The 25,415-nt window shown below is 61.0% G+C and carries 23 protein-coding genes; 15 read left to right on the top strand and 8 right to left on the bottom strand.

The window, feature by feature from the left end; all coding sequences use genetic code 11:
* Positions 1-5: 5 nt before the first annotated feature.
* Entirely contained in the window at positions 6-3,617 is a 3,612-nt protein-coding gene (locus EDE09_RS17535; protein ID WP_132411960.1) for a hydantoinase B/oxoprolinase family protein, read from the bottom strand.
* A 198-nt stretch (positions 3,618-3,815) separates the two neighbouring features.
* On the opposite strand from EDE09_RS17535, the gene EDE09_RS17530 reads away from it, so the two are divergent.
* Genes EDE09_RS17530 through EDE09_RS17515 form a run of 4 tightly spaced genes read left to right on the top strand, consistent with a single transcriptional unit; the run spans position 3,816 to position 7,334 of the window.
* Positions 3,816-4,400 (top strand): TRAP transporter small permease, encoded by a 585-nt coding sequence (locus EDE09_RS17530; protein WP_112796197.1) that lies wholly within the window; start codon positions 3,816-3,818, stop codon positions 4,398-4,400.
* A gap of 4 nt (positions 4,401-4,404) precedes the next feature.
* Positions 4,405-5,718: a TRAP transporter large permease subunit gene (locus tag EDE09_RS17525; RefSeq protein ID WP_105373576.1), complete on the top strand. Its 1,314-nt coding sequence runs from the start codon at positions 4,405-4,407 to the stop codon at positions 5,716-5,718.
* Positions 5,719-5,764: 46 nt separating this feature from the next.
* Positions 5,765-6,754 carry a TRAP transporter substrate-binding protein gene (locus EDE09_RS17520; protein WP_112796199.1) on the top strand — a complete coding sequence of 330 codons (990 nt, stop codon included), beginning with the start codon at positions 5,765-5,767 and terminating at the stop codon, positions 6,752-6,754.
* 58 nt (positions 6,755-6,812) lie between these two features.
* Positions 6,813-7,334: a winged helix DNA-binding protein gene (locus EDE09_RS17515; RefSeq protein ID WP_105373577.1), complete on the top strand. Its 522-nt coding sequence runs from the start codon at positions 6,813-6,815 to the stop codon at positions 7,332-7,334.
* Here EDE09_RS17515 and EDE09_RS17510 read toward each other — a convergent pair.
* Entirely contained in the window at positions 7,331-8,158 is an 828-nt protein-coding gene (locus EDE09_RS17510) for an alpha/beta hydrolase (RefSeq protein ID WP_165924207.1), read from the bottom strand. The genes EDE09_RS17515 and EDE09_RS17510 overlap by 4 nt on opposite strands.
* Positions 8,159-8,347: 189 nt before the next feature.
* Between EDE09_RS17510 and EDE09_RS17505 the strand changes: the two genes are divergently transcribed.
* The 8 genes from EDE09_RS17505 to EDE09_RS17470 all read left to right on the top strand — a co-directional run bounded on the left by EDE09_RS17505 (position 8,348) and on the right by EDE09_RS17470 (position 16,077).
* Entirely contained in the window at positions 8,348-9,973 is a 1,626-nt protein-coding gene (locus EDE09_RS17505) for an AMP-binding protein (protein WP_132411958.1), read from the top strand.
* A gap of 146 nt (positions 9,974-10,119) precedes the next feature.
* Entirely contained in the window at positions 10,120-11,256 is a 1,137-nt protein-coding gene (locus EDE09_RS17500; protein WP_132411956.1) for an ABC transporter substrate-binding protein, read from the top strand.
* 9 nt (positions 11,257-11,265) lie between these two features.
* Complete coding sequence (locus tag EDE09_RS17495) at positions 11,266-12,189, top strand: branched-chain amino acid ABC transporter permease (protein ID WP_132411954.1); 924 nt, start codon at positions 11,266-11,268, stop codon at positions 12,187-12,189.
* Positions 12,182-13,171, top strand: coding sequence for a branched-chain amino acid ABC transporter permease (locus EDE09_RS17490; RefSeq protein ID WP_132411952.1), 990 nt, complete (start codon positions 12,182-12,184; stop codon positions 13,169-13,171). Before EDE09_RS17495 ends, EDE09_RS17490 begins: the two co-directional genes overlap by 8 nt.
* The gene (locus EDE09_RS17485) at positions 13,164-13,913 is read left to right on the top strand and encodes an ABC transporter ATP-binding protein (RefSeq protein ID WP_132411950.1); all 750 of its coding nucleotides are present in this window, start codon (positions 13,164-13,166) and stop codon (positions 13,911-13,913) included. The genes EDE09_RS17490 and EDE09_RS17485 overlap by 8 nt, the downstream gene beginning before the upstream one ends.
* Positions 13,910-14,596 carry an ABC transporter ATP-binding protein gene (locus tag EDE09_RS17480; protein ID WP_207914861.1) on the top strand — a complete coding sequence of 229 codons (687 nt, stop codon included), beginning with the start codon at positions 13,910-13,912 and terminating at the stop codon, positions 14,594-14,596. Before EDE09_RS17485 ends, EDE09_RS17480 begins: the two co-directional genes overlap by 4 nt.
* A gap of 3 nt (positions 14,597-14,599) precedes the next feature.
* Entirely contained in the window at positions 14,600-15,112 is a 513-nt protein-coding gene (locus tag EDE09_RS17475; RefSeq protein ID WP_132411946.1) for a MarR family transcriptional regulator, read from the top strand.
* A gap of 35 nt (positions 15,113-15,147) precedes the next feature.
* Positions 15,148-16,077, top strand: a complete 930-nt coding sequence (locus EDE09_RS17470) for a glutaminase (RefSeq protein ID WP_105373584.1) — start codon at positions 15,148-15,150, stop codon at positions 16,075-16,077.
* Positions 16,078-16,131: 54 nt separating this feature from the next.
* Here the strand turns inward: EDE09_RS17470 and EDE09_RS17465 are convergent, their stop codons facing one another.
* The 4 genes from EDE09_RS17465 to EDE09_RS17450 form a co-directional block, all read right to left on the bottom strand.
* Positions 16,132-17,649 carry a tripartite tricarboxylate transporter permease gene (locus tag EDE09_RS17465; RefSeq protein WP_132411944.1) on the bottom strand — a complete coding sequence of 506 codons (1,518 nt, stop codon included), beginning with the start codon at positions 17,647-17,649 and terminating at the stop codon, positions 16,132-16,134.
* A gap of 21 nt (positions 17,650-17,670) precedes the next feature.
* On the bottom strand, positions 17,671-18,162 hold the full coding sequence (locus EDE09_RS17460; protein WP_132411942.1) for a tripartite tricarboxylate transporter TctB family protein: 492 nt from the start codon (positions 18,160-18,162) through the stop codon (positions 17,671-17,673).
* Positions 18,159-19,103 (bottom strand): tripartite tricarboxylate transporter substrate binding protein, encoded by a 945-nt coding sequence (locus EDE09_RS17455; protein ID WP_132411940.1) that lies wholly within the window; start codon positions 19,101-19,103, stop codon positions 18,159-18,161. Before EDE09_RS17455 ends, EDE09_RS17460 begins: the two co-directional genes overlap by 4 nt.
* A 235-nt stretch (positions 19,104-19,338) precedes the next feature.
* Positions 19,339-20,409: an ABC transporter substrate-binding protein gene (locus EDE09_RS17450; protein ID WP_112796222.1), complete on the bottom strand. Its 1,071-nt coding sequence runs from the start codon at positions 20,407-20,409 to the stop codon at positions 19,339-19,341.
* A 170-nt stretch (positions 20,410-20,579) separates the two neighbouring features.
* On the opposite strand from EDE09_RS17450, the gene EDE09_RS17445 reads away from it, so the two are divergent.
* The 3 genes from EDE09_RS17445 to EDE09_RS17435 all read left to right on the top strand — a co-directional run bounded on the left by EDE09_RS17445 (position 20,580) and on the right by EDE09_RS17435 (position 23,219).
* Positions 20,580-21,089 carry a DUF1993 domain-containing protein gene (locus EDE09_RS17445; RefSeq protein WP_112796224.1) on the top strand — a complete coding sequence of 170 codons (510 nt, stop codon included), beginning with the start codon at positions 20,580-20,582 and terminating at the stop codon, positions 21,087-21,089.
* A gap of 73 nt (positions 21,090-21,162) precedes the next feature.
* Positions 21,163-21,840 carry a response regulator transcription factor gene (locus tag EDE09_RS17440; RefSeq protein ID WP_105373590.1) on the top strand — a complete coding sequence of 226 codons (678 nt, stop codon included), beginning with the start codon at positions 21,163-21,165 and terminating at the stop codon, positions 21,838-21,840.
* Complete coding sequence (locus tag EDE09_RS17435) at positions 21,837-23,219, top strand: sensor histidine kinase (RefSeq protein ID WP_132411938.1); 1,383 nt, start codon at positions 21,837-21,839, stop codon at positions 23,217-23,219. The genes EDE09_RS17440 and EDE09_RS17435 overlap by 4 nt, the downstream gene beginning before the upstream one ends.
* Here the strand turns inward: EDE09_RS17435 and nagA are convergent.
* A complete protein-coding gene (nagA, locus tag EDE09_RS17430) occupies positions 23,216-24,379 on the bottom strand; it encodes an N-acetylglucosamine-6-phosphate deacetylase (RefSeq protein ID WP_132411936.1) in 1,164 nt (387 codons plus the stop codon). The two genes, EDE09_RS17435 and nagA, sit on opposite strands and share 4 nt — an antisense overlap.
* Positions 24,376-25,398, bottom strand: a complete 1,023-nt coding sequence (locus tag EDE09_RS17425; protein ID WP_112796466.1) for an SIS domain-containing protein — start codon at positions 25,396-25,398, stop codon at positions 24,376-24,378. The genes nagA and EDE09_RS17425 overlap by 4 nt, the downstream gene beginning before the upstream one ends.
* Positions 25,399-25,415: the final 17 nt, after the last annotated feature.

Below are 25,415 nucleotides of genomic sequence, written 5' to 3'. Positions count from 1 at the left end.
GATCATCACGCTTTTCCATAGCCGCCTGCCGTTGGCGTCACGACGGTGACGGCTTCGCCCGCGTTGACGACGGTCTGGGCGCAGCCACCAAGCTCTTCCAGCATGCCGTCCAGCCGGCGGACGATCATATGCCCGAGTTCGCCTTCCTCGCCGCCGGCGAGGCCATGCGGACGGATCGTCCGATGCGAGGAGAGGATGGCGCAGTCCATCTTTTCGAGAAAACGGATGGTGCGTCTGGTGCCGTTGCCCGCCGACCATTTGCCCCTGCCGCCGGAATTCTCGCGGATGTGGAAGTCTTCCAGCAGAACGGGATAACGCGTCTCCAGAATTTCGGGATCCGTGAGGCGCGAATTGGTCATATGCACGTGGACGGCATCCGTGCCGGAAAAACCCGTGCCGTCATTGAAGCGGCCGGCCGGCGACCCGGAGCACAGCGTTTCGTAGTACTGGTAGATGGCATTGCCGAAAGTCAGATTGTTCATCGTCCCCTGACTGGCTGCCATGGCACCGAGTGCGCCAAACAGCGCATTGGTGACATGCTGGCTGGTTTCCACGTTGCCGGCGACGACGGCGGCCGGATATTGAGGTTTCAGCATCGACCCTTCGGGCACGACGATGCGGATCGGCCTCAGGCAGCCGGCATTCATCGGGATGGAGCTTTCCACCATGACGCGGAACACATAGAGCACGGCTGCGCGCGTCACCGGTTCCGGCGCATTGAAGTTGTTCTTTTTCTGGGGGCTCGTTCCTGTGAAATCGACAGTCGCTTCCCGCTTTTCCTTGTCGACCGTGATTTTGACTTTGATGACGCTGCCCTGATCGGTGGGATAGGAAAACTCCGCGTCGTTCAGCTTCTCGATGACGCGCCGGACGCTTTCTTCCGCATTGTCCTGCACATGGCCCATATAGGCCTGCACGACGTCCAGCCCGAACTGCGCGATCATCTTGCGCATCTCGTGCACGCCCTTTTCGTTGGCGGCGATCTGGGCGCGAAGGTCGGCTACGTTCTGCGCCACGTTGCGGGCCGGGTAGGGGTGATCGGAAAGAAGTCTTGTGATGCCTGTTTCGTCGAACCGGCCACGGTCGACGAGCAGCACGTTGTCGAACAGCACGCCTTCCTCATCGACGGTCGTCGCAAGCGGCGTCATTGAGCCCGGCGCGGTTCCGCCGACATCCGCATGATGTCCGCGCGAAGCGACGTAGAACAGGATCTTTTCGCCTTTTTGATCGAAGACCGGCGTCACGACGGTGATGTCCGGCAGATGCGTGCCGCCGTTATAGGGGGCATTCAGCGCAAAAACGTCGCCGGGGCGGATCTTGCCCCTGTTGGCGGCAATCACGGTTTCGACTGAGCGGTCCATGGAGCCAAGGTGCACCGGCATATGCGGTGCATTTGCGACCAGTGCGCCGTTCTCGTCAAAAACCGCGCAGGAAAAATCAAGCCGCTCCTTGATGTTGACCGAGGAGGCGGTGTTCTGCAGCGTCACGCCCATCTGTTCGGCAATCGACATGAAGAGATTATTGAACACTTCGAGCAGAACCGGATCCGCCTGGGTGCCGATCGGTTTCGCGCGGGAAAGTTGGGCGACGCGTTTCAGGACGACGTGGTTCAGCCTGGTGATCTCGAAAGCCCAGCCGTCTTCCACGACGATCGTCTGGTGCGGTTCGACGATCAGGCATGGCCCCTTTGCATGAGCACCCGGCTTGATGTCCTCTCGGACATAGACCGGCGCCTCGCGCCATGCGCCGCCGGAGAAGAATTTCGTTTGTTCCGTCGCGGTCGGAGCGGCACTATCCAGCGAGAATTCCGGTTCGGTGGATTCCGCGCCGCCGCCGATCGCCTCGACTTCGTAGGCTTCGAATATGATCTCACGGTTCTCGAAGATGAAGCCGAATTGTTTCCTGTGGGCTGTCTCGAATGCCGAGGTCATGTCGGCAACGCCGCCGAGGACTACGGGCAAGGTCGTATCGGTGCCCTGATAGCGCAGGTGAGCTCGGTGCAGCACGGCTACCCCGGCTCCGGAAACCCCCTGGCTTGCCATTTCCTCGATCACGCTTGCCGTGAGCTCGTCACGGATGGTGTCGAGCGCTTCGAGTGCCACCGCAAGCTCTTCGGAAACCGTGCGTTGGCGGGTGGCGCGGATATCCGCCAGACCCATGCCATAGGCGGAGAGAATCCCGGAGAATGGGTGGATCAGCACCGTCGAGATGCCGAGCGCATCAGCCGTCAGGCAGGCATGCTGGCCGCCGGCACCGCCGAAGCAGGTCAGCACGTAATGGGTTACATCGTAGCCGCGCTGGACGCTGATCTTCTTGACCGCATTGGCCATATTCTCGACCGCGATCGCGACAAAGCCGTCAGCCACTTCTTCAGGAGAGCGCCCGTCGCCGATGACCTTCGCCATCTCCTCGAAAGCGGTACGCACGGCACCTGCGTCGAGCGGCTGGTCGCGGTTGGGGCCGAAGATCCTGGGGAACAGCTCCGGCGACAGCTTTCCAAGCATCACGTTGGCGTCGGTAACTGTCAGCGGTCCGCCGCGCCGGTAGGCTTTCGGGCCGGGATTTGCACCGGCTGAGTCCGGGCCCACCCGGAACCGTCCATTTTCGAAATGCAGGATCGAACCACCGCCGGCGGCGACCGTATGGATCGACATCATCGGTGCGCGCATCCGCACCCCGGCCACCTCGGTCTCGAAGGAACGTTCTAACTCGCCGTCGTAGTGGGAGACGTCCGTGGACGTACCGCCCATGTCGAAGCCGACCATCCGTTCGAAGCCTGCCAGGCGCGATGTTTCGACTGCGCCGACCACCCCGCCGGCGGGCCCGGAGAGGATCGCGTCCTTGCCCTGGAAGAGCCGGGCAGCGGTGAGGCCGCCCGAAGACTGCATGAACATCAGCTGCGGGCCGCCTTCGCCGTCAGCGCCCAATTCGGCGGCAACCTGATCCACATAACGGCGCAGGATCGGCGAGAGATAGGCATCGACCACCGTCGTGTCGCCGCGGCCAACCAATTTGATAAGCGGCGAAACTTCGTGGCTGACGGAAATCTGACTAAATCCGATCTCTCTCGCGACCTTTGCCGCAAGTTGTTCATGAGCCGGGTAACGATAGGCGTGCATGAAGACGATGGCGACGGCGCGGAAGCCGTTCTCGAAGTGCTTCTGGAGAGCCAATCGGATCGCGGTTTCGTCCGGCGTGGCCTCGACGGTCCCGTCGGCAAGGACGCGCTCGTCGACTTCGACAACCGCCTGATACAGCAATTCCGGTTTGACGATCTTCTTCGCAAAGATATCGGCGCGAGCCTGGTAGCCGATCGCCAAAGCGTCGCGGAAACCGCGCGTGGTGACGAGAAGCGTCTGCTCGCCCTTCCGTTCGAGCAGGGCGTTCGTGGCCACCGTCGTACCCATCTTTACGGCGCCGATCCGTTCGGGAGGAATCGCTTGGCCGGCGGGAACGTCCAGCAGCTCGCGAATTCCCTGCACTGCGGCATCGCGGTAGGCTTCAGGATTTTCGGAAAGAACTTTATGCGCAATGAGCGTCCCATCCGGCTTCCTGCCGACGATGTCGGTAAAGGTGCCGCCGCGATCGATCCAGAAATCCCATTTGCCCTTCGTCATGTTCCGCCCCTGTCGCTCGTTGCTTTGCATTAACGAAAACATTTCATCGATAAAACGTCAATGATTAGTTGACAACAAATTGCCTCTTGAAGCATCATGCCTCCATAAAGGGCAAAGAGCCGCAAAGAGCTCCGCCTCATAACGGCAACCGAGGGGAGCCGATCATGATCTTTTATCCTGTTTGCAGGAGGATACCCCATGTCCTCCGCTGAACTGCGCCATAGCGTGCTGCCGGATTGGCTGCGCAAAATTCTTGATGGTCTCTATCTGATTTCCGGCTGGTTGGCCGGCCTGTTCCTCGTCGCCATCTTCCTCCTCATGCTTGCGCTCTCCGCCGGCCGGCCGCTCGACATCGACGTACCTTCCGGCGACGACTTCGCTTCCTGGTGCATGGCTGCTAGCGCCTTCCTGGGGCTCGCTCACACGTTTCGTTCCGGCGAGATGATCCGCGTCGGCCTGTTGATCGAGCGGATCAGCGGTCCGGCAAGACGGGCGTTGGAGGCGACGGCATTGGCGATCGGCACGGTTGCCGCGACCTATTTTGCCTGGTTTGCCTTCGATATGACGCGTACCTCCTTCCAGTTCAACGATCTGTCGCAGGGTGTCATCGCCGTGCCGCTGTGGATCCCGCAGCTTGGTTTCTGCGGCGGGTTGATCATCCTGGCGATCGCATTCGTCGACGAGCTCCTGCACGTCCTGTTCGGCGGATCGCCGCGCTACGAGAAACCGGAGCCGGTCACTGCTGAGGAAGTCATAGAACGCGCCATGCAGAGCGGGGCCTGAGCTGATGGGGACAATCGAACTCGTTGAAATAGCCGGGGTGGTTCTTCTTGTGCTGTTGGCACTGCTCGCCGGCGGAGTGTGGATCGGGGTCTCGTTATTGATCTGCGGCTTCATCGCCATGCTGTTCGTGCCGGGCATCCCGATTGGCGCGGTCCTTGCCACAAATTCCTGGAGCGGCGGCGCCTCCTGGTCGCTTGCAGCCCTGCCGCTCTTCGTCTGGATGGGAGAGATCCTGTTCCGGACCCGGCTGTCGGAAGAGATGTTCCGCGGCTTGTCGCCCTGGCTCGGCTGGCTCCCCGGCCGCCTGATGCACGTGAATATCCTTGGCTGCGGCCTTTTTGGCTCGATCTCCGGCTCCTCGGCCGCAACGACGGCGATGATCGCCAAGATCGCCCTGCCGGAACTCAAGAAGCGTGGCTACGACGAGATGGTAAGCCTCGGCTCGCTTGCAGGCGCCGGCACGCTCGGCATCCTCATACCGCCATCGATCACCATGGTGGTCTATGCGGTCGCGGCAAACGTCTCGATCATCCAGATCTTCCTTGCAGGCTTTCTGCCGGCCCTCATCGTCATGGCGCTCTATTCCGGCTACATCATCGTCTGGTCTCTCCTCAATCCGGACAAGACCCCGCCGGCGCCTCCGAAAATGAGTTTTAAAGAGAAGCTCAGGGAATCGGCGAACCTCATTCCGGTGACGCTCCTGATCGTGCTCGTCTTCGCGACCCTACTTCTCGGCTGGGCGACTGCGACCGAGTGCGCGGCCTGGGGTGTGCTCGGGTCGCTCGCAATCGCCGCATGGTCCGGTTCCCTGACGAGAAAATCCTTCTGGGAAAGCGTCATGGGTGCCACCCGGCTCACCTGCATGATCATGTTGATCCTGACAGGCGCCGGTTTCATGTCGATTGCCATGGGTTATACAGGCATCCCGAACGCGCTCGCGAACTGGGTCGACAGCTTCAATCTGAGCCCCTATGCGCTGATTGCGGTTCTGACCATCATGTATATCCTGCTCGGCGCGGCTCTCGATGGTCTGTCGATGATCGTTCTGACCACCGTCGTCGTTCTGCCGATGATTCAACAGGCGGGGTTCGACCTCGTGTGGTTCGGCATCTTCCTTGTGCTGATCGTCGAAATGGCCGAAGTTTCCCCGCCCGTCGGCTTCAACCTCTTCGTGCTGCAGACGATGAGCGGCCGAGACAGTTTGACGGTGGCGAAAGCTTCGCTGCCCTTCTTCTTCCTGCTCGTGGCGACCGTCGCCATCATCACGGTTTTCCCGGATATCGTGATGGTCCTGCCGAAAATGGCTTTCCCGGGTTAGCTTTGGCGAAAAAGATTAGCTTCATAGAAAAAGGAAGGGAACTGACATGAAACGCTTGCTTTCGAACCTCATTTTTTCGGGTCTTGCGGGTGCGGCGCTGATTGCCGCCGCAGGCTCGGCACTCGCACAGACCGCATGGGTTCTGCCGTCGGCCTATCCGCCCGCAAACTACCACGTCCAGAACCTCAGCCAGTTCGCATCCGACGTGGATGCCGCGACTAAAGGCGCTTTGAAGATCAACATTCATCCGAACGCCTCGCTCTTCAAGGCGCCGGACATCAAGCGTGCCGTGCAGACTGGCCAGGCGCAGGCGGGCGAGGTGCTGATCTCGCTGCATGAGAATGAAAACCCGGTTTTCGGGATCGACGTGGTGCCGTTCCTAGCAACCAGCTTCGACCAATCGAAGAAGCTGTGGGCGGCTTCCAGGCCGGCAATCGAAAAGGCGCTGGATGCACAGGGATTGAAGCTGCTCTACACAACGCCGTGGCCGCCGCAGGGCATCTTCACCAAGAAGGACGTCAACGGCGTTGCGGATCTCAAGGGCTTGAAATGGCGTGCCTATAATGTCGGCACATCCCGTATCGCCGAGATCGTCGGCGCTCAGCCGGTCACGGTCCAAGCGGCCGAACTGCCCCAGGCTCTGGCGACAGGCGTCGTCAACGGCCTGATGACATCGAGCGCCACCGGGGTCGATTCCAAGATCTGGGAATCGCTGACCCACTATTACGACACTCAGGCCTGGATCCCGAAGAACGTCGTCTTCGTCAACAAGGCGGCCTTCGCGGCTTTGGACCCTGCCGTCCAGAAGGCCGTGACCGATGCAGCGGCTGCCGCGGAAACCCGGGGCTGGGGACTCGGGGCTGAGAAGACAGCGGCCTACATGGAGACGCTCAAGAAGAATGGCATGCAGGTCGTCGAACCCAGCGCCGATCTGAAGAAAGGGCTCGGCGAGGTTGGCGCAAAGCTGACGGAAGACTGGTTGAAGAAAGCCGGAGCCGATGGCGCTGCTATTCTGGACGCCTACAAGAAGATGTGATTTGAGAGGCGCCGTCGGCATTCTGCCGCCGGCGCCCTCATTCCCGGGAAGAGAAGCCATGTCATCGGAAAAGGATAGTTTCGGCCCGATCGTTTCCTCCGGGCATCTGGCGACCGGCGCCTTGCCGGCTCTCTCCGAAATCGAATTCGGCATGATCATGCTGAACCACGCCTTCAATCGCTGGATGATACGCTGCATGGCTGCCGCCGGCGTGCCGGACCTCTCCCCGGTCGACATCCTGGTGCTGCACAATATCAACAGCCGCAACAAGCCGAAGACGCTCGCCGATATTGCCCTCGTTCTGAACATCGAGGACACGCACGTGGTGACCTATGCGCTGAAGAAGCTCGAGCGCATGAAACTCATAAAATCGGGAAGGCGCGGCAAGGAAAAGCTGGTCATGGTGACCGAAGCCGGTGCCGATGCCTGCGCCCGGTATAAGGCTATGCGCGAGAGCCTTTTGGTGCGCTCGGTCCTTGCGACGGAAGTCTCCGCCGAATCCCTTTCGGAGGTGGCGGCGCGGCTGCGGGCGCTTTCCGGCCACTATGATCAGGCAGCTCGCGCTGCTGCATCCCTTTAAGAAAACAGCGCGTCCACCAGGGGATGGTTGGGGTCTTCTAGCCCGTCCAGGACGTTGAAATGATGTTTGTCTGGTTCTTCGACGACCGCAGTCTCGGCGCCGAGCCCTTTCCAGATGTTGGCAAGCAGCGCGTTCTGGCGGATGAATTCGGATCGTTCGCCCGCTCCCACCCAGCAGGTCACTCGAGCCCCCGACATCGGCTCGAGAAGCGCCGGACTTTCCCGGTAGGCTTCTTCCCGGTCTATCCGCTGCTTCTCGTTCATCTTCGTCTGCATGAGGGGTCGCAGATCGTGGACGCCCGATAGCGAGACGACGTTGACGATACGGTCGCGTACCGCTTCCGGCAGCGGCGAGGTCGAGGAGATCATTCGCGTCACCAGATGTCCACCGGCGGAATGACCAATCAGCCGGATCGGCCCATCCACCTCTTTGGCCGCGGCCTCGATCGCCTTGCCGATCTCAAGCGTGATGTCTGCGATCCGGTTTTCCGGGGCGAGCGTGTACATCGGCATGGCGACGGCGTAGCCCCGTTCTACGGCGCCCCGGGCGAAATGCGACCAATAGCTGTTATCGAGCCCGATCCAGAAACCGCCATGGACAAAGACAACGAGGCCGGCGGGCTTGTTTTGCGGCAGAAAGAGATCGAACCTGTTGCGCGGACGTTCCCCATAGGGAAGGCCAAGCCTCGTGCGTTCCAAAGCAGAAAGAGCTTCGCGATAGAGCCGCGCCGGCTCGACCCACGCGGTCGGCCAGCGATCACCTTGGGGAATGTTGATGCCGTTGGCATAGGCATTGTCCCAATCGCTGATCCGGTGGCGCATCATCATTTCTCCGCAGTCGCTGTTGAAGCGGCGTGATACTGGCACCGCAGCCGTTCCGTTGGAAGCCCTCAGCGGGAGGATGGCAAAAATTATTATAAACTTAAAGTTTCTCTCTTGCCACGGACCGAAAGCGGTGCTTTTCTGAACAAAAGGCAAAAAGCCGCATCGACAAGAATATCTGGGAACTGAAAAATGCTGGGACCGTCAGGCCATCGGGATACGTTTGCCCGTGACAATCTTCCGCCGTTCGATCAGTGGCCGGATATCAAGCTCGGGGCCTTCGAGTATCCGGAATGGTTGAATGCGGCGGTAGAGCTGACCGATCGCATGGTGGAGAAGGGTTTCGGGGATCACACGGCCCTGATCGGCAACGGCCGCCGCCGCACCTACAAGGAACTCTCCGACTGGACGAACCGGATCGCTCTGGCGCTCACGGAAGACTACGGCCTAAAGCCGGGCAATCGGGTGCTGATCCGCTCAGCCAACAATCCCGCCATGGTCGCCTGCTGGCTGGCGGCGACAAAGGCGGGAGCCGTTGTCGTCAACACCATGCCGATGCTGCGTGCCGGCGAACTCGCCAAGATCGTCGACAAGGCCGAAGTCTCCATAGCGCTCTGCGACACCCGGCTGATGGATGAACTGGTCGCCTGCGCCAAGGAAAGCAGATTCCTCAAACAGGTGATCGGCTTCGACGGCACGGCAAACCATGATGCCGAACTCGATCGGGCGGCGCTCGACAAACCGGTGCGTTATGAAGCGGTGAAGACCGGCCGTGACGATGTGGCGTTGCTGGGCTTCACATCCGGATCGACCGGCGTCCCGAAGGCGACGATGCATTTTCATCGCGATATCCTGATCATCGCCGATGCCTATGCGAAGGAAGTGCTGGCCGTGACACCGGACGACGTGTTCGTGGGCTCGCCGCCGCTTGCCTTTACCTTCGGTCTCGGGGGGCTCGCCATTTTCCCCTTGCGCTTCGGCGCTGCCGCCACACTTCTGGAGCAGGCCACGCCGCCGAAGATGATCGAAATCATCGAGACCTATAAGGCGACCATCAGCTTTACCGCGCCGACCGCCTATCGCGCCATGTTGGCGGCGATGGACAACGGTGCCGATCTCTCCTCGCTTCGCATCGCGGTATCCGCGGGTGAAACTTTGCCGGCACCCGTCTTCGAGGAATGGGTGAAGATGACCGGCAAACCGATCCTCGACGGGATCGGCGCGACGGAGATGCTGCACATCTTCATTTCCAACCATCTGGGTGATGCCAAGCCGGCCTGCACCGGTAAACCGCTGGCGGGTTACGAGGCCATGGTCGTCGATGAGGATATGAACGAAGTGCCGCGAGGGACGGTCGGCCGGCTTGCCGTCAAGGGGCCCATCGGTTGCCGTTACCTGGCGGACGAACGCCAGAGAGATTACGTCAGGAACGGATGGAATATCACGGGCGATTCATTCGTCGAAGACGATCAAGGCTATTTCCATTTCACAGCCCGTTCCGACGACATGATCATCTCGGCGGGCTACAACATTGCCGGTCCGGAGGTCGAAGCGGCTCTGCTGAAGCATGATTCGGTACTGGAGTGCGCCGTCATCGGCGTGCCGGATGAAGCGCGTGGAATGATCGTGGAGGCCCATGTCGTCCTTGTTCCGGGTTCCGAGGCCTGCGAGGCTATGGTCAGGCTCCTTCAGGAGCATGTGAAAAGCGTCATCGCTCCTTACAAATACCCCCGCTCCATCGTCTTCGCCGACGCCCTACCGAAGACCGAATCCGGAAAAATCCAGCGATTCCGCCTAAGGCAGAGGCTATTGGCGTAACCCCCGCTCATGCTCGTCGCTTCCGGCACGAATGTAGAGTGGAAGTTTCCGCGCAAATGTGGAAGGTACTGAAAATGCTTGGCGGGTTGCTTTCCGCCGACGTAATAAAACTGGGAACGACACAACAACAAACGGGAGTTCGTCACATGAAGAAACTGCTTGCTGCGGCCACTGTGGCGCTCAGCGTCAGCACCTCGGGACTGGCCTTTGCCGAGCCGCTGAAGATCGGCATGATCACCACGCTTTCCGGTGGCGGCGCCGGCCTCGGTATCGATACCCGCGATGGCTTTATGCTGGCGATCAAGAATTCCGGCAACAAGGACGTCACGGTCGTCACCGAGGACGATGCACAGAAGCCGGAACTGGCTGTCCAGATCGCAGATAAGATGATCCAGAGCGATCAGGTCGATATCCTGACCGGCATCGTTTGGTCGAACCTCCTGATGGCGGTTGCCCCGAGCGCAGTCGCGCAAGGCAAGTTCTACGTCTCCACCAATGCTGCTCCGGCGGCGCTTGCCGGCGCCAACTGCAACAAGCTCTATTTCAATGCCGCCTACCAGAACGACAATCTTCATGAGGCTATGGGCGAATATGCCAACAAGAGCTACAAGAAGATGTTCATCCTCGCCCCGAATTATCCGGCCGGCAAGGATTCGCTGACCGGCTTCAAGCGCTATTACAAGGGCGAGCTGGCCTCGGAAGTGTACACGCAGGTCGGCCAGACCGACTATGCTGCCGAAATCGCCCAGATGCGCGCCTCCGGCGCCGACGGCATTTTCGTCTTCCTGCCGGGTGGCATGGGCATCGCCTTCATGAAGCAGTTCGCTCAGTCGGGCGTAAAAATCCCGGTCATGGGCCCGGGTTTCTCCTTCAGCCAGGACGTCCTGCCGGCGATCGGCGATGCGGCGCTCGGCGCCAAGGCTTCCGGCCAGTGGGCTCCGGATTTCGACAACGAGGCCAGCAAGAAGTTTCTCGCGGATTTCCAGAAGGAATACGGCCGGCTGCCGTCCATCTATGCCGTCCAGGCCTATGACGCGGCCCAGCTGATCCTCTCGGCGGTGGGGAAGGCAAGCGTCAAGGATGCCGATGCCTTCGGTGCGGAACTCCGCAAGGCCGACATCAAGTCTCCGCGCGGAAAATTCAAGTTCAATACCAACCAGCATCCGATCCAGGACATCTACCTGACCGAAGTGGTGAAGCAGAACGGCGTCCTGACCAACAAGACGGTGGAAAAGATTTTCACCGATCACAAGGACGCCTACGCCAAAGACTGCAAGATCTAAGGCTATATCGTGACCCTCGCACTTGCTCTCGAGCAGTTGCTGAACGGCCTGCAGCTCGGCGTCATGTTGTTTCTCATGGCTGCCGGGCTGACGCTGATTTTCGGCGTCATGGGCCTGATCAACCTCGCTCACGGTTCGCTCTACATGGTGGGTGCTTTCGCATGCGCCACCGTGGCGGCCTGGACCGGCTCATTCTGGATCGGGCTTGTCGCCAGCCTCGCTTGCGCGGCGGCGGCAGGCGCGATCGTGGAACTGCTGGTGATCCGCAGACTTTATGACCGCGATCACCTCGACCAGGTGCTGGCAACTTTCGCGCTGATCCTGATGTTTTCCGAGGGCACGCGTTGGCTTTTCGGCTCCTTTCCTCTTTATCTCGATATCCCGCCGCTGCTTCAGGGGGCGGTGCCGCTGCCCGGCGGCACGGAATATCCGGTTTATCGTCTGGCGATTATCGTTGCGGGGGCGGCTGTCGCCTTCGGCCTTTACATGCTGATTACCAGGACGCGGCTCGGCATGCGTATCCGTGCCGGCGAAAGCGATCGCGAGATGATCGGCGCGCTTGGGGTAGATATTCGCACTCTATATACGGTGGTTTTTGCACTTGGTGCGGCGCTGGCTGGCCTTGCTGGGGCGCTGGTCGGTGCCCTGCAGTCGGTGCAGGTCGGCATGGGGGAACCCGTTCTGATCCTCGCGTTCGTGGTGATCGTGATAGGCGGCATCGGCTCGATCAAGGGGGCGCTTCTCGGTGCTCTTCTGGTGGGCGTCACCGATACGATGGGCCGTTTCCTTCTGCCGAAAATCCTGGCGCTCTTCGTGCCGCCGGCTCAGGCGGGCATGATCGGCGGCGCGGTGGCCTCCATGCTTATCTATATCGTCATGGCGCTCATCCTGGCGGTGAAGCCGCGCGGCCTTTTCCCGGCAGCGCATGCGTGAGGCCAGGATCGTGACCCGCGAGAACCTTATCAACCTTATTCTGGCCGTGCTCCTGCTTGCCGTACCCGTCGCGGCGAATGTACTCGGCCAGCCTTTCTACATCACGCTGGCGACGCGCGTGGCCATCCTGGCTCTCGCCGCGACCGGTCTCAATCTGGCACTCGGCCTCGGCGGTCTCGTTTCTTTCGGCCATGCGGCCTTTTTCGGAATCGGTGGCTACGTCGCCGGCATCCTCGCGACGCATGCGTTCTCCGGCGAGCCAATCCTTTTCGGCCTTTCCGGCACGAACCAGATGTGGGTTATCTGGATTCTGGCCGTGTTGTCCGCTGGTCTCCTCGGATTGGCCATCGGCGCCATCAGCTTGAGGACATCAGGTGTCTATTTCATCATGATCACGCTCGCCTTCGCGCAGATGGTCTATTATTTCGCGGTTTCCTGGCCGGCCTATGGCGGCGAGGACGGGCTCTCCATTCTCGTCCGCAACCAGTTCCCCGGCGTGATGACGATGCGGCCGATGAGCTTCTTCCTGATCTGCTACGTGATCCTGCTTACAGGCATCGGCCTTTTCGCGGTGATCCGTGCTTCGCGTTTCGGTTCGGCGCTGCAGGCGGCGCGGCAGAACGAGGTGCGGGTCTCGACGGTAGGCATCCAACCTTACCGCATCCGGCTGACTGCCTTCGTGATCTCGGCGATGATGACCGGACTGGCCGGAGCGCTGTTTGCCGATCTCAACCGTTTCGTCAGCCCATCCATGCTGTCCTGGCATATGTCCGGCGAGCTGATCGTGCTGATCATCCTCGGGGGTACAGGGCGCCTGTTCGGGCCGCTGGCAGGCGCGGCGCTCTATGTTGCTTTCGAATATGCACTCGGCGGGATTACCGAGCGCTGGCAATTCTTCCTCGGTCTCATCCTGCTTCTCGTGGTGCTATTTGCGCGTGGCGGATTGCTCGGACTTCTGGCCGGGAGGGCGCGCCATGGCTGATGCAGTTCTGGAAATCTCCAATCTGGCAAAGAATTTTGGAGCGTTGCGCGCGACCGACGGCGTGACGCTCGATCTGCGTCCAGGAGAAATCCATGCGTTGATCGGCCCGAACGGCGCTGGAAAATCAACCCTTATCCACCAGATATGCGGCACGCTCAGGCAGGACAGCGGTATGATCCGTTTTGCCGGCCAGGACATTGGTGGTCTCGGTGTCGCCCAACGTGCGCGGTTGGGGCTCGGGCGGACATTCCAGGTCTCGTCGCTGGCACCGGATTTTTCCGCGCTTCGCAATGTGATGCTGGCGGTCCAGGCCAAGCAGGGATCGAGCTTCCGTTTCTTCAAACCGGTCATGCGGGACAAGGGCTTGATCGACGCGGCCATAACCATCCTGGAGCGCGTCGGGCTGGCCGCGCGAGCCCGTGTCCCCGCTGCTGAACTTTCGCATGGCGAACGCCGGCAGCTCGAAATCGCAATGGCGCTGGCGCTGCAGTCCAAGGCGTTTCTGCTCGACGAGCCCATGGCGGGCATGGGGCCGGAGGGCTCGAAGTCGCTCACGCGGTTCCTTGATACCCTGCGCCATGAAGCACCGATTCTGCTAGTCGAGCATGACATGGACGCTGTTTTCGCGCTCGCCGATCGCATTTCGGTTCTTGTCTACGGCCGCATCATCGCCACAGGCACCGTAGAAGAAATCCGCAGCGATCCGGCCGTGCGTACCGCTTATCTCGGAGATCACGCCTGATGTTGCTCGAGGTATCGAAGATCGAAGCGTTCTACGGCGCGAGCCAGGCACTGTTCGGAGTCGATCTTTCCGTGGCGGAAGGCGAGGTCGTGGCGCTGATGGGCCGCAATGGCATGGGCAAGACAACGACCATCCGCGCCATCTGCAACCTCAACCCTCCGCGTGCGGGAGCGGTCAGGCTTGGCGGCGCGGATCTCAAGGGCAGGCGTCCGCATCATGTGGCAAGGCTCGGCATAGGGCTGGTGCCTGAAGGACGGCGCTGCTTCCCCAATCTCACCGTATATGAAAACCTGGTGGCCGCCGCGCGGCCGGGCCAGTGGACCCTCGACCGCGTCAACGAATTCTTTCCGCGGCTGAAGGAACGGCAGACCCAGATGGCGCGTTCGCTTTCCGGGGGAGAGCAGCAGATGCTGGCGATCGGACGTGCGTTGATGACCAATCCGCGGCTTCTGATCCTCGACGAGGCGACCGAGGGACTTGCCCCGGTCATCCGCCAGGATATCTGGAAGGCTATACGCCGGCTGAAGGCCGAAGGTCTGTCGATCCTGGTGGTGGATAAGACGCTTTCCGAGCTTTTGCCGGTTGCGGACCGTGGCGTCATCCTGGAAAACGGACGAAGCGCCTGGAGCGGCAAGCCCGCCGATCTGACGATGGAGCTGCAAGACCGATATCTCGGGGTGTGAACGATGAGTGGTGAAGCAACGAGTGCCGATCTGGAACTGATCGCTCATGGACCGCATGGGCGCAGCAAGCCGGAAACGCGGCTTTGGTTGCGTATGCTCTCCACGACGAAATTGATCACCAACGAAATCCGCCGCCGGCTTCGTGCCGAGTTTGGCGCGACGCTGCCGCAGTTCGACCTCATGGCCCAGCTTTACCGCGAGAAGGATGGCCTGCGTCTCGGCGAGCTTTCCAAGCGCACCATGGTCACCAATGGCAATGTCACCGGTCTAGTCGAGCGGCTGGAAGTGGACGGCCTGGTGCAGCGTGTCACGCCGGACGGGGACCGGCGCGTCACCGTCGCCAAGCTGACCCCCGCCGGGACCGAACTCTTTGTCGCCATGGCGGCAGCCCATGAAGGCTGGCTTCGCGATATCATGGGGGATGTCAATCCGGACACGATCGCATCGTTATGGTCGGAGATAGGGGCGGTAAAGGCCTCCGCCAGCAACCATCTTTCCGGCGCGGCCTTCGAATAGTAAGGATCGTCTGCGCAAAATATTTCGGGTGAGAGATGGCAGACCTGCAGGCGATCGTTGATGAGATCCATGAAAAACTGACGCCGCGGCTGGGCGAAGGCAAGGTCGCCGATTATATCCCCCAGCTCGCGCACGTGGATCCCAAGAAATTCGGCATGGCGATCGTCACGGTTGACGGCGAGGTGGTCAAGGTTGGCGATGCCGATCTTCCCTTTTCGATTCAGAGTATTTCCAAGGTCTTCACATTGACCCTGGCTCTCGGCAAGCACGGCGAAACGACTTGGAACCGTGTGGGCCGCGAACCTTCAGGTTCCGCTTTCAATTCCATCATTCAGCTGGAGCATGAGGAAGGAAAGCCGCGAAATCCTTTCATCAATGCCGGTGCAATAGCCGTGAGTGACCTGGTGCTGGCCGGGCATACGCCGCGGGAGGCAATCGGCGAGATCGTCCGCTTTGTGCGTTATCTCGCCGACGATGAATCAATCGCCATCGATCCGGATGTGGCGAAGTCGGAACAGGCGACCGGCTATCGCAACTTCGCGCTGGCGAATTTCATGCGCTCCTTCGGCAAGCTGGATCATCCGGTAGAGCATGTACTCGGCGTCTATTTTCATCACTGCGCATTGGCTATGACATGCATGCAGTTGGCCAAGTCGGGCCTTTTTCTCGCGGCATCAGGCCGCAATCCGCTGACCGGACATACGGTTGTCTCCAAGCAGCGGGCACGCCGCATCAACGCGCTGATGCTGACTTGCGGCCACTACGATGGCTCGGGCGATTTCGCCTACCGCGTAGGCTTGCCCGGCAAAAGCGGTGTCGGCGGTGGCATCCTGGCCGTTGCCCCGGGCCGGGCCTCGGTTGCGGTATGGTCGCCAGGATTGAACCACAACGGAAATTCTCTTCTGGGCTCCTTGGCGCTCGAAATGCTGGCAACCAGGACCGGTTGGTCCGTCTTCGGTCATTAAATCCATAAAAAAACCCGGCCGAAGCCGGGCTTGAAGTAGGTGGCAGCGTTGTGATCAATCCTCGCTGGCTGCCATCTGCGAGAGCACTTCGCCGCGGCCGCGTGCCCTGAGGATCAGCGGAATTATCAACGCCAGGGCTGCGAGAAGGAGCAGCCCGGCTGCGATCGGCGATTGCACGAGCGTCGTGACGTCGCCCTGGCTGATGGCCAGCGACCGACGGAGCTGCTGTTCGGCAAGCGGACCGAGGATCAGGCCGACGACCACCGGCGCAATCGGATAACCGAAGATCCGCATGGCATAGCCGAGCAAGCCGAAGGTCAGCAGCATGCCAAGTTCGAACACGGACGGATTGGCGCCGATCGTGCCGAGGGTCGCAAACAGCAGGATGCCTGCGTAAAGCCAAGGCTTCGGAATGGTCAGCAGTTTGACCCAGAGGCCGACCAGCGGCAGGTTCAGGACCAGCAACATCAGGTTGGCGATGAGCAGCGACGCGATCAGGCCCCAGACGAGCTGGGGGTTGGTCGCAAAGAGCAGCGGACCGGGCTGCAAACCGTATTGCTGGAAGCCGGCGAGCATGATCGCGGCGGTTGCCGTCGTCGGCAGGCCGAGTGTCAAGAGCGGCACCAGGGTGCCGGCCGCAGAGGCATTGTTGGCGGCTTCCGGACCTGCCACACCTTCGATCGCGCCGTTGCCGAATTCTTCCGGATGCTTGGTAAGGCGCTTTTCGGTCGCATAGGAGAGGAAGGTGCCGATCTCGGCCCCGCCGGCCGGCATGGCCCCGATCGGGAAACCGATCAGCGTCCCGCGCAGCCATGCTTTCCAGGAGCGCGCCCAATCCTGCGCACTCATCCAGATGGATCCGCGCACGGCTTCGACCTTGTCCGGTCCCTTGTCGCCTTGGGCGGCGATGAAGAGGGTTTCGCCGATCGCGAACATGGCGACAGCCATGGTCGTGACCTCGATCCCGTCCAGCAGGTCCGGAATTCCGAAGGATAACCGGTTCTGGCCGGTCAGCTGGTCGATGCCCACGACGGAGAAAGCGAGGCCGATAAACAGCGAGGTCAGGCCGCGCAGCGTCGAGTCACCGAAGGCCGACGAGACGGTGACGAAGGCAAGCACCATCAGCGCAAAATATTCGCGAGGACCAAAGACCAGCGCCAGCTTGACGATGTAGGGGGCGATGAAGGCCAGCAGCAGGGTGGCGATGAGGCCGGCGACGAAGGAGCCGATCGCCGCGGTTGCCAGCGCCGGCCCGCCGCGTCCGGCGCGCGCCATCTTGTTGCCCTCGAGGGCGGTGACGATGGAGGCGCTTTCGCCAGGGGTATTGAGCAGGATCGATGTCGTCGATCCGCCATACATGCCGCCATAGTAGATGCCCGCGAACATGATGAGTGATCCCGTGGGATCGAGCCGATAGGTGACCGGCAGCAGGAGTGCCACCGTGAGTGCAGGGCCGATGCCTGGCAGCACCCCTACGGCCGTGCCGAGGGTAACGCCGATCAGCGCGTAAAGGAGATTGAGCGGCTGTGTGGCGGCGAGAAGCCCCTGCAGAAGGAATTCAAATGTAGCCATGGTCTTTTTCTCCGGCGCCGATCACAGGAAGAGGTGTTCCAGCGGGCCTGCCGGAAGCGAGAGCTGCAGCAGTCCGGCAAATATCAGCCAGATGACGAGACAGAGGACGATGCCAACGGGAATCGTGATCCAAAGCTTGCGCTTTCCGAAACCGGCCGCCGTAAGCGCGAACAGGATACCCGTTGCAATGGAAAAGCCCACGGTCGTCAAAAGCAGCATCTGGGCTGCAAGACCCGCAACGATCCAGGCGACCGGGCCGAATTGCTGCTTTTCGCGTTCGGGAAAATCTCCCCGGAAGGCTTCGACGACGGTCCAGATGGCCAGGCCGATCAGGGCGAAGGCGATCCAGTTCGGAACCGTGGCCGGACCGACCTGCGAATAGCCGGCCATCTCTTTGAGACGAGAAACGTCTACGAAGATGACTGCGGCAATTGCGGCAAGAACGGCGGCGATAGCAAGCGCCGCCCTGTCGGGGCGGCGCTGTCCGGTGCTTGTTTTGTTGTCCAGGCTCATTTGACGAGTCCGATGTCCTTCAGGACCGCTTCGGTCGCAGTAATATCCTTGGCGAGCTGGGCGTCGAAAGCCTCGCCGGACAGATAGGTATCAGCCCAGCCCTTGGTCTTCAGCGTCTCCTGCCAGGTCTTCGACTTGACGACCTTTTCGACATCCGCCTGAACGGCCTTCTTCTGCTCGGCCGAAAGGCCCGGAGCGGCTGCAACCATGCGCCAGTTCTGCAGCACGACGTCGAAGCCGGATTCCTTCAGCGTCGGAGCGTCGACGCCCTCGATCTTCTTGTCGGCGGACACAGCCAGCAGGCGCAGCGTCCCGGCCTTGATCTGGGATTCGAATTCGCCGTAGGACGAGACGCCCGCGGTCACCTGGCTGCCCAGAATAGCCGCGAGTGCTTCGCCGCCGCCGGAGAAGGCGATGTAGTTGATCTTGGTGGGATCCACGCCAGCGGACTTGGCAAGCAGGCCGACGAGGATATGGTCGGTGCCGCCGGCCGAACCGCCGCCCCAGGAAACGGCGCCTGGATTTGCCTTCAGCTTGGCAACGAGATCGCCGATCGTCTTGATGTCCGACGAAGCCGGGACGACGATCGCCTCATATTCGCCGGTCAGGCGGGCGATCGGGGTGACGTCCTTCAGGGTGACGGGCGATTTGTTGGTGAGGATAGCGCCGACCATGACATAACCGCCGACCATCAGCGCATTAGGCTTGCCCTTCTGCTGGCTGGCGAATTGGGCAATGCCGATGGTGCCGCCAGCGCCCGGCACGTTCATGACCTGCACATTGCCGGAGATCTTCTCCTGCTGCATGGCGGTCTGCAGCGAACGGGCGGTCTGGTCCCAGCCGCCGCCCGGCGCTGCCGGCGCCATGATGGTGTAATCCGCGGCATAGGCTGGCAGTGCAAGTGCTCCAGCAAGAATGGAAGCGAGAAAGAAGTGTTTCAAGGGTAAATCCTCCGTTGGCGTCCTGATCTGACGCGAATTGTTCTCAGGCGAAACGAAGGGATGGAAAGGGTGTGCGGAAACCGCCAACCTGAACTCCTCCCGTCGTTGATCGGGTCCCGCCTCCACGGGGCCGATTAGACATAAGCCAACATATCAAGCTGACATCTACCTGACAGATTTCGCCATCTTGACTTTTGGCAAGAGGTTAACGGGCATTCGGTCGGAATTTTTGTGGTTATTGCAGCCTGAGGACCTCGTTCCATCGGGCTATCAACCGCGCCCGTTTTACCTGATCGAGATAAACCATCAGTCCGAGGCTGACCGGCACCGGCTTCAATTGACCGCCGAGCATCTCCCGCATCGTCGTGGCGGTATTGTTGCCGGCAACTTCCGGACTGACGGCCGGGATCTGCAGTTCACGCGCCATGATCGTCTGGCCTTCCTTGGACATAAAGAATTGCAGGTATCTTTTGCCTAATTCCGGCATGTTGGCAGCCTGCGGCACCAGGCCGATGCGCGACATGACGACCGTGTAGTCCTTCGGCAGCACAATTCCGACATCGGGATACCGGGACGCCCAGTCGGCCGCATAGGAGCCCAGAATGTTATAGCCGAGCGCGAAACGCCCGTCAGCCACGCGTTCCAGAATGGCCTCGCTGGTCGAATATAGCTTGACGCCCGCGGCGCCCATCGCCTGGATCACCGACCAGATGTCGCCGAATTGTTCCTGGTCGCGGGCCATGAACAGGAAACCCACGCCGGACCGCTCAATGTCATAGGTACCGATCCTCCCGTAGATCGCATCCCCCTGCTTTTGCAGGAAGTCCACGAATTCCGCCCGTGTCGAAGGTGGAGGAAAATCCTTAAAGCTGGGTTTGTGGTAGACGAATACGGCAGGCTCAAAGGTTAATGCATAGGCGGTGTTGCGCCAGTTGGCCCATGCCGGCCACTGGCCGCTCATGGGCAGGTCGCTGCGTTGGGCATAACCGTCGTTGGCGAGCTTCACCTGCAGATCCATGGCGGAGGAAAAGGCGAAGTCCGCGGTCTTCTTGCCTAAATCGGTCTCCCGCACGATCCGGTCGTAGATCTCGCCCGTCAGCATATCCTCGTAACGAACCGTCACGTCCGGGTTGGCCTGCTGGAAGCCGGCGATCATAGGTTTTGCGAGCGGTTCATCGAGCGAGGAGTAAACATGCAGAACCGGCGCGTCCTCGCGACCGGAAAGAGCCGGAAACGTAGTCGTGCCTGCGGCTGCAAGACCGGAGGAAAGAGCAAGACAGAGCAAGGAGACGAGCGGACCTTTCATCCGTCAACAATGCCTCACCGATGGCGCGGGGACAAGGCGGCGGCAGGCGCGTGGCATTCCCGTCACGGTCACGCGAATGCAGCCTGCATCTGCTTGTTTTATAATCCGGCGTCCTTACGTTCGTTCGGTCTTTTCGCCTTCGGGCGCCACTCGTCAGCAAGGTCAGATCCATGTCGCTTTCGCTCTATGATATTTCGGTACCTGTCTTCATTCGCGCCTTCGGCAATCTCAGTGAAATCCTCAGGAAAGCGGAGAGATTTGCAGATGAAAAAGGCATGGCGCACAAGGAATTGCTGGAGGCTCGGCTGATCGAAGACATGTATCCGCTTCCCGCCCAGGTCCAGCGGGCAAGCGACACGGCCAAGTTCGTGCCCGTGCGCGTGGCCCAGCTGGAAAACGTACCGATGACCGATGACGAAGTGACCTTCGCCGATCTGCATGCGCGCATTGAAAAAACGGTGACTTTTCTGAAGAGCGTCGACCCGGCCAGCATGGAAGGCCGCGATGAGGCCGAGGTGGTACTGAAGACCCGCACGGGCTCCACGACCTTCACCGCAAGAAGTTATGTTTTGGGCTTCGCCATTCCAAATTTCTACTTCCATGTAACGACCGCTTACGCGATTCTACGCCACAAGGGCGTTCCCATCGGCAAGATGGATTATATCGGCCGGTCGCAGTAACCATCCTTCAAGCGCCTCCGTGACATCCCCGCTTCCGCGCGTTTATAATCGCGTCCTGAAGTTGGGGGAGTTCGTGCGCATTCTTCTGGTCGAGGACAATCAGGCACTGGCCGAGGGGCTGTCGGCCATCCTGCGAAGCAGCGGTTATGCGGTCGACGCGGTGGCCGATGGTGCGTCCGCCGAGGCTGTTGCGGCGGCGGAGACTTATGATCTGGTGATCCTCGACCTGAACCTTCCGGAAATGGATGGGTTGGACGTTCTTCGCGCCATGCGCGCACGAGCGAACAAGGCTGCCGTGATGATCCTGACCGCGCGCGGTACGCCGGAGGAGCGGGTAAGGGGCCTCGACCTTGGTGCCGACGACTACATGATCAAGCCCTTCGATATTTCCGAATTCGAAGCCCGCATCCGGGTGCTCTTGCGCCGGCAAGCGGGCTTGAGGAGCTCGATTGTCAATTACGGCGGCATTACCCTCGACCTCACGTCCCGAACCTTTTCCAGCCAGGGCGTACCGCTCGATATCCCGGCTCGGGAGGTCGCACTCCTGGAGCTCCTGTTCCTGCGGGCGGGCAAAGTCGTCTCCAAGGATGCCATCATCGGTTCTTTGAGCGGCTTTGACGACGATCTGTCGGCCAATGCGATCGAGCAATATGTAAGCCGCTTGCGCCGCCGCCTGGCGCCGTACGGGCTGACGGTCAAGACCGCCCGAGGCATCGGGTATTATCTTGAAACCCTGGCACCTGGCTCATGACGCCCTCCGCTGCCTATTCGCTTCGGCGCCGGCTGCTCGCCTGGCTCCTGCTTGCCACTGCCGTCATCGGCACGGCTGCCATGATCGATACTTGGGACGAGGCGGTCGATACGGCCAATGAGGTTTCCGATCGGGTTCTTGCCGGTTCGGCGCTCGCCATCGCGGAACGGGTGATCGTTGCCGAGGACGGATCTCTCGAGGTCGACATTCCCTATGTCGCGCTCGAAATGCTGACTTCAGCCGCGCAGGACCGGGTTTTCTACCGCGTCGACGGGCCGCCGGGAACGTTCATCACCGGCTATCAGAACCTCCCGTCGATACCGCGTCGCGAGGGACAGGCCGCCGCATTCGAGAATGCCACCTTCCGCGGCGAGCCGATCCGTGTCGCGGCGCTCGCCCGGTCGGCCTCAACCGGCATCAATTCGGTACCTTTCATCGTTACCGTTGCCGAAACAACCATCGCCCGCCAGCATCTGACGCGGACGATCCTCATCCGATCGGCTTTGCGACTGCTCTTCATGATCGCCGGTGCTGCCGTGATCGTCTGGGTGGCGGTGACGCTGTCGCTGCGTCCGCTCTACCGTTTCAGCGAGGCAATCGCCGAACGCAGTCCCGACGATCTGCATCCGATCAGCGAGCGGGTACCCAATGAGGTGCAGGGGCTTGTCGATACCGTGAATTCCTTCATGGTGCGGCTCGAGGGAGCGCTGGAGGCGCTCAGGCATTTCACCGGCAATGCGAGCCATCAGCTGCGTACGCCGCTCGCCATCATCCGCACGCAGCTGGCGCTTGCTGGCCGTGCCACGGATATTGGAGTGGCAAGGGAAGCCACCCGCAAGGCCGACGAAGCCGTTGCCGATGCGGAACGCATCCTCGCACAGCTCCTGCTGATGGCGAGGATCGATGCGACGAAGCGGTCGACGTCGATGCAGAAGATCGACCTGAGGGCCTTGGCGCAAGGGGTCACGGCCGAGCACGTGCCCTTCGCCGCGGAAGCTGACATCGATCTCGGTTTTGAGGGCGAGGGGGATTCCACGGTCTTCGCCGAGCCCCTGCTGATCGGCGAACTCCTGAAAAACCTGATCGGCAACGCGCTGCTCTATGCGGGCGCCGGTGCAGAGGTAACGGTCCGGGTCAACCAGAAGGGCGACATGGCCGTACTTGAGGTGGAGGACAATGGCCCCGGTATTCCCCCGGACAAGCAGACGCAGGTGCTGAAGCGCTTCGAACGCGGAGGGATGACGGAAAAATCCGGCACAGGCCTCGGGCTGCCGATCGTGGAAGAGATCGCCCGCCTCCACGGCGCGGCATTGTCCCTCGCGCAAGGCCGCGAAGGGAGGGGCCTAAAAGTACAGGTCGCCATTCCGATAGCCGGTTAGTGGTTTTGATAGACCTTGTTGCCGCCAATCCAGGTGCTCTTCATGCCGAGGTCACGTGTGAGGATTACGAAGTCCGCGTCGTACCCTGCCTTCAGTGATCCTTTTCGATCCGAAATATGGACCGCTTCCGCAGGATAGGCCGAGGCCATCCTGAGTGCCTCCTCGAGCGGCAGTCCAAGGGTCCGGTGTACGAAACGCACGGAAGATATCATGTCGATATCGGCGCCGGCGAGCGTCCCGTCGGCGAGCGTCAGGCGGCCGTACCGACGCAGGATCTCCCGGCCGTTCAGGGTGAAGCTCTTCAAATCGGTTCCGATGGTGGACATGGCATCCGTCACAATGAAGATCTTGCCAGGCCCTGTCTTGGCGTGGAGGGCGACCTGCATCGAAGCAGGGTGCACGTGAATGCCGTCGGCAATCAGCCCTGCATAGAGCGAGCCGGTGTCCAGCGCGGCTCCGACGAGACCCGGCTCGCGGTGGCCAAGCGGGCTCATCGCGTTGAAGAGATGCGTCACCGTCCGCGCCCCTGCCGCTGCATAGGTTCTCGCCGTTTCGTAGCTTGTTTCGGTATGGCCGAGGCTGACGGTGAAACCGGCTTGCGCCAGACGCCCTGCCTGGTCGACCGTCACGTTTTCCGGCGCGATGGTGATCATCATCGCCTCGAACTCCCCCCGGCAGGTCAGGATGAGTTCGATATCCTTCTCTTCCATCGGCCGGATCAGGGTCGGGTCATGAGCTCCCTTGCGCGCGACCGATAGATGCGGCCCCTCCAGATGCAGGCCGAGAAAACCGGGTAATCCCTGCTCTTTTGCTTGCTTGCCGGCCGCCACCGTTTTGGCCGTGATTTCCGGCGTATCGGTGATCAGCGTCGGCAACAGCGCGGTGGTGCCGAATTTCGCATGCGCTGCGCAGATCTGTCTCAGGCCTTCCGCTGTCGGCTCCTCGTTCAGCAACACCCCGCCGCCGCCATTGACCTGAAGATCGATGAACCCCGGCACGATCAGCGCGCCCTCGGCATCAATCGTTTCCGCGTCCGATGGCAGGTGCGTTGCCCGCTCCACGGACCCGATCTTGCTGTCTGCGATGATGAGTGCGGCACCGTCATGCCAGATGGTGCCGTCGAAAATGCGGGCACCGGTGATGGCCTTGCGTGTCGTCATAATGTCTCTGTCACTTTCTTGAGTGCTACCGGCGCATCCGGATTGAAGCCCTTGGCGCGCGACCATGCCTCGACGAAACCATAGAAAGGCAGGATCAGGGCGAGCGCATCGGTCAGGGGATGGCCGGTCGGGACAAACGGCAACTGCCTGGCTTTCTTCACCTTGTCCGAAGTGGCAAAAGCAAGCGCGCCCTTGTTCGCCAAGCTGTCGGCGATCTCGGCCACAGAGGCTTCAGCGGCATCCCGTGCAGCAAAGGTTACGACGGGAAACCGCTTTTCGACCAACGCAACCGGACCATGCAGGACCTCCGCCGCGGAATAGGCTTCCGCATGCATATTGGATGTCTCCTTGAACTTCAGTGCCGCTTCGCTCGCAATCGCAAGCGCTGGGCCACGCCCAAGCATGTAGAGGGAGTCCGCTTCGCCGAGTTCCTGTGCGAGCTCGCTCCAATCGAGTTTAACTGCGGTTTCGAAATGTGACGGCAGATTGCCGATCGCCGCCTTAAGTCCTTGGTCGCCTACCCATTCCGAAAGCAAAACGAGACCCGCGACAATGGAATTGACGAAAGATTTGGTCGCCGCGACCGCAAGTTCCGGTCCGGCATTGATATTCACGGCGTGGGCCGAGGCGCCGGCGATCGGCGAAGGCAGCGTGTTGGTAAGCGCAATCGTTACCGCACCGGACTTGGTTGCCGCCTCCGCCATCGCCACGATATCGGGGCTCTTGCCCGATTGGGAAATGGCGATCGCGGCTCCGGCGCCGAGTTCGAGCCTTGCGCCATAGATGGATGCAAGCGAGGGGCCGAGCGAAGCGACGGGTCTGCCGCTGGTGAGTTCGACCGCATATTTGATGAAGGTTGCGGCATGATCGGAGGAGCCGCGGGCGATCGTAATCAGGAAAGCCGGATCTTTGTCGCGAAGCGCACGACCTGCGGCGGCAAGCTCGGATTTCGACCCGTCGAGCAGGCGCTGAACGGCCTCCGGTATCTCATCAATCTCCTGCCGCATGTGAGTCTGCATCATCTTGTCCTCGAACG

Origin of the sequence: Neorhizobium sp. S3-V5DH (assembly GCF_004343065.1) — a bacterium.
Lineage (GTDB): Bacteria > Pseudomonadota > Alphaproteobacteria > Rhizobiales > Rhizobiaceae > Neorhizobium > Neorhizobium huautlense.
Note: the sequence above shows the minus strand (reverse complement) of the source record. Positions and strands in the feature narration are given on the sequence as shown.

Coding starts and splice junctions, on each gene's coding strand:
- EDE09_RS17510 (WP_165924207.1), bottom strand. CDS start 8,158: ATGATGCGCCACCGGATCAGCGATTGGGACAATGCCTATGCCAACGGC.
- EDE09_RS17485 (WP_132411950.1), top strand. CDS start 13,164: ATGGCTGATGCAGTTCTGGAAATCTCCAATCTGGCAAAGAATTTTGGA.
- EDE09_RS17445 (WP_112796224.1), top strand. CDS start 20,580: ATGTCGCTTTCGCTCTATGATATTTCGGTACCTGTCTTCATTCGCGCC.
- EDE09_RS17435 (WP_132411938.1), top strand. CDS start 21,837: ATGACGCCCTCCGCTGCCTATTCGCTTCGGCGCCGGCTGCTCGCCTGG.
- EDE09_RS17520 (WP_112796199.1), top strand. CDS start 5,765: ATGAAACGCTTGCTTTCGAACCTCATTTTTTCGGGTCTTGCGGGTGCG.
- EDE09_RS17525 (WP_105373576.1), top strand. CDS start 4,405: ATGGGGACAATCGAACTCGTTGAAATAGCCGGGGTGGTTCTTCTTGTG.
- EDE09_RS17425 (WP_112796466.1), bottom strand. CDS start 25,398: ATGCAGACTCACATGCGGCAGGAGATTGATGAGATACCGGAGGCCGTT.
- EDE09_RS17515 (WP_105373577.1), top strand. CDS start 6,813: ATGTCATCGGAAAAGGATAGTTTCGGCCCGATCGTTTCCTCCGGGCAT.
- nagA (WP_132411936.1), bottom strand. CDS start 24,379: ATGACGACACGCAAGGCCATCACCGGTGCCCGCATTTTCGACGGCACC.
- EDE09_RS17465 (WP_132411944.1), bottom strand. CDS start 17,649: ATGGCTACATTTGAATTCCTTCTGCAGGGGCTTCTCGCCGCCACACAG.
- EDE09_RS17460 (WP_132411942.1), bottom strand. CDS start 18,162: ATGAGCCTGGACAACAAAACAAGCACCGGACAGCGCCGCCCCGACAGG.
- EDE09_RS17505 (WP_132411958.1), top strand. CDS start 8,348: ATGCTGGGACCGTCAGGCCATCGGGATACGTTTGCCCGTGACAATCTT.
- EDE09_RS17530 (WP_112796197.1), top strand. CDS start 3,816: ATGTCCTCCGCTGAACTGCGCCATAGCGTGCTGCCGGATTGGCTGCGC.
- EDE09_RS17535 (WP_132411960.1), bottom strand. CDS start 3,617: ATGACGAAGGGCAAATGGGATTTCTGGATCGATCGCGGCGGCACCTTT.
- EDE09_RS17470 (WP_105373584.1), top strand. CDS start 15,148: ATGGCAGACCTGCAGGCGATCGTTGATGAGATCCATGAAAAACTGACG.
- EDE09_RS17450 (WP_112796222.1), bottom strand. CDS start 20,409: ATGAAAGGTCCGCTCGTCTCCTTGCTCTGTCTTGCTCTTTCCTCCGGT.
- EDE09_RS17490 (WP_132411952.1), top strand. CDS start 12,182: ATGCGTGAGGCCAGGATCGTGACCCGCGAGAACCTTATCAACCTTATT.
- EDE09_RS17475 (WP_132411946.1), top strand. CDS start 14,600: ATGAGTGGTGAAGCAACGAGTGCCGATCTGGAACTGATCGCTCATGGA.
- EDE09_RS17500 (WP_132411956.1), top strand. CDS start 10,120: ATGAAGAAACTGCTTGCTGCGGCCACTGTGGCGCTCAGCGTCAGCACC.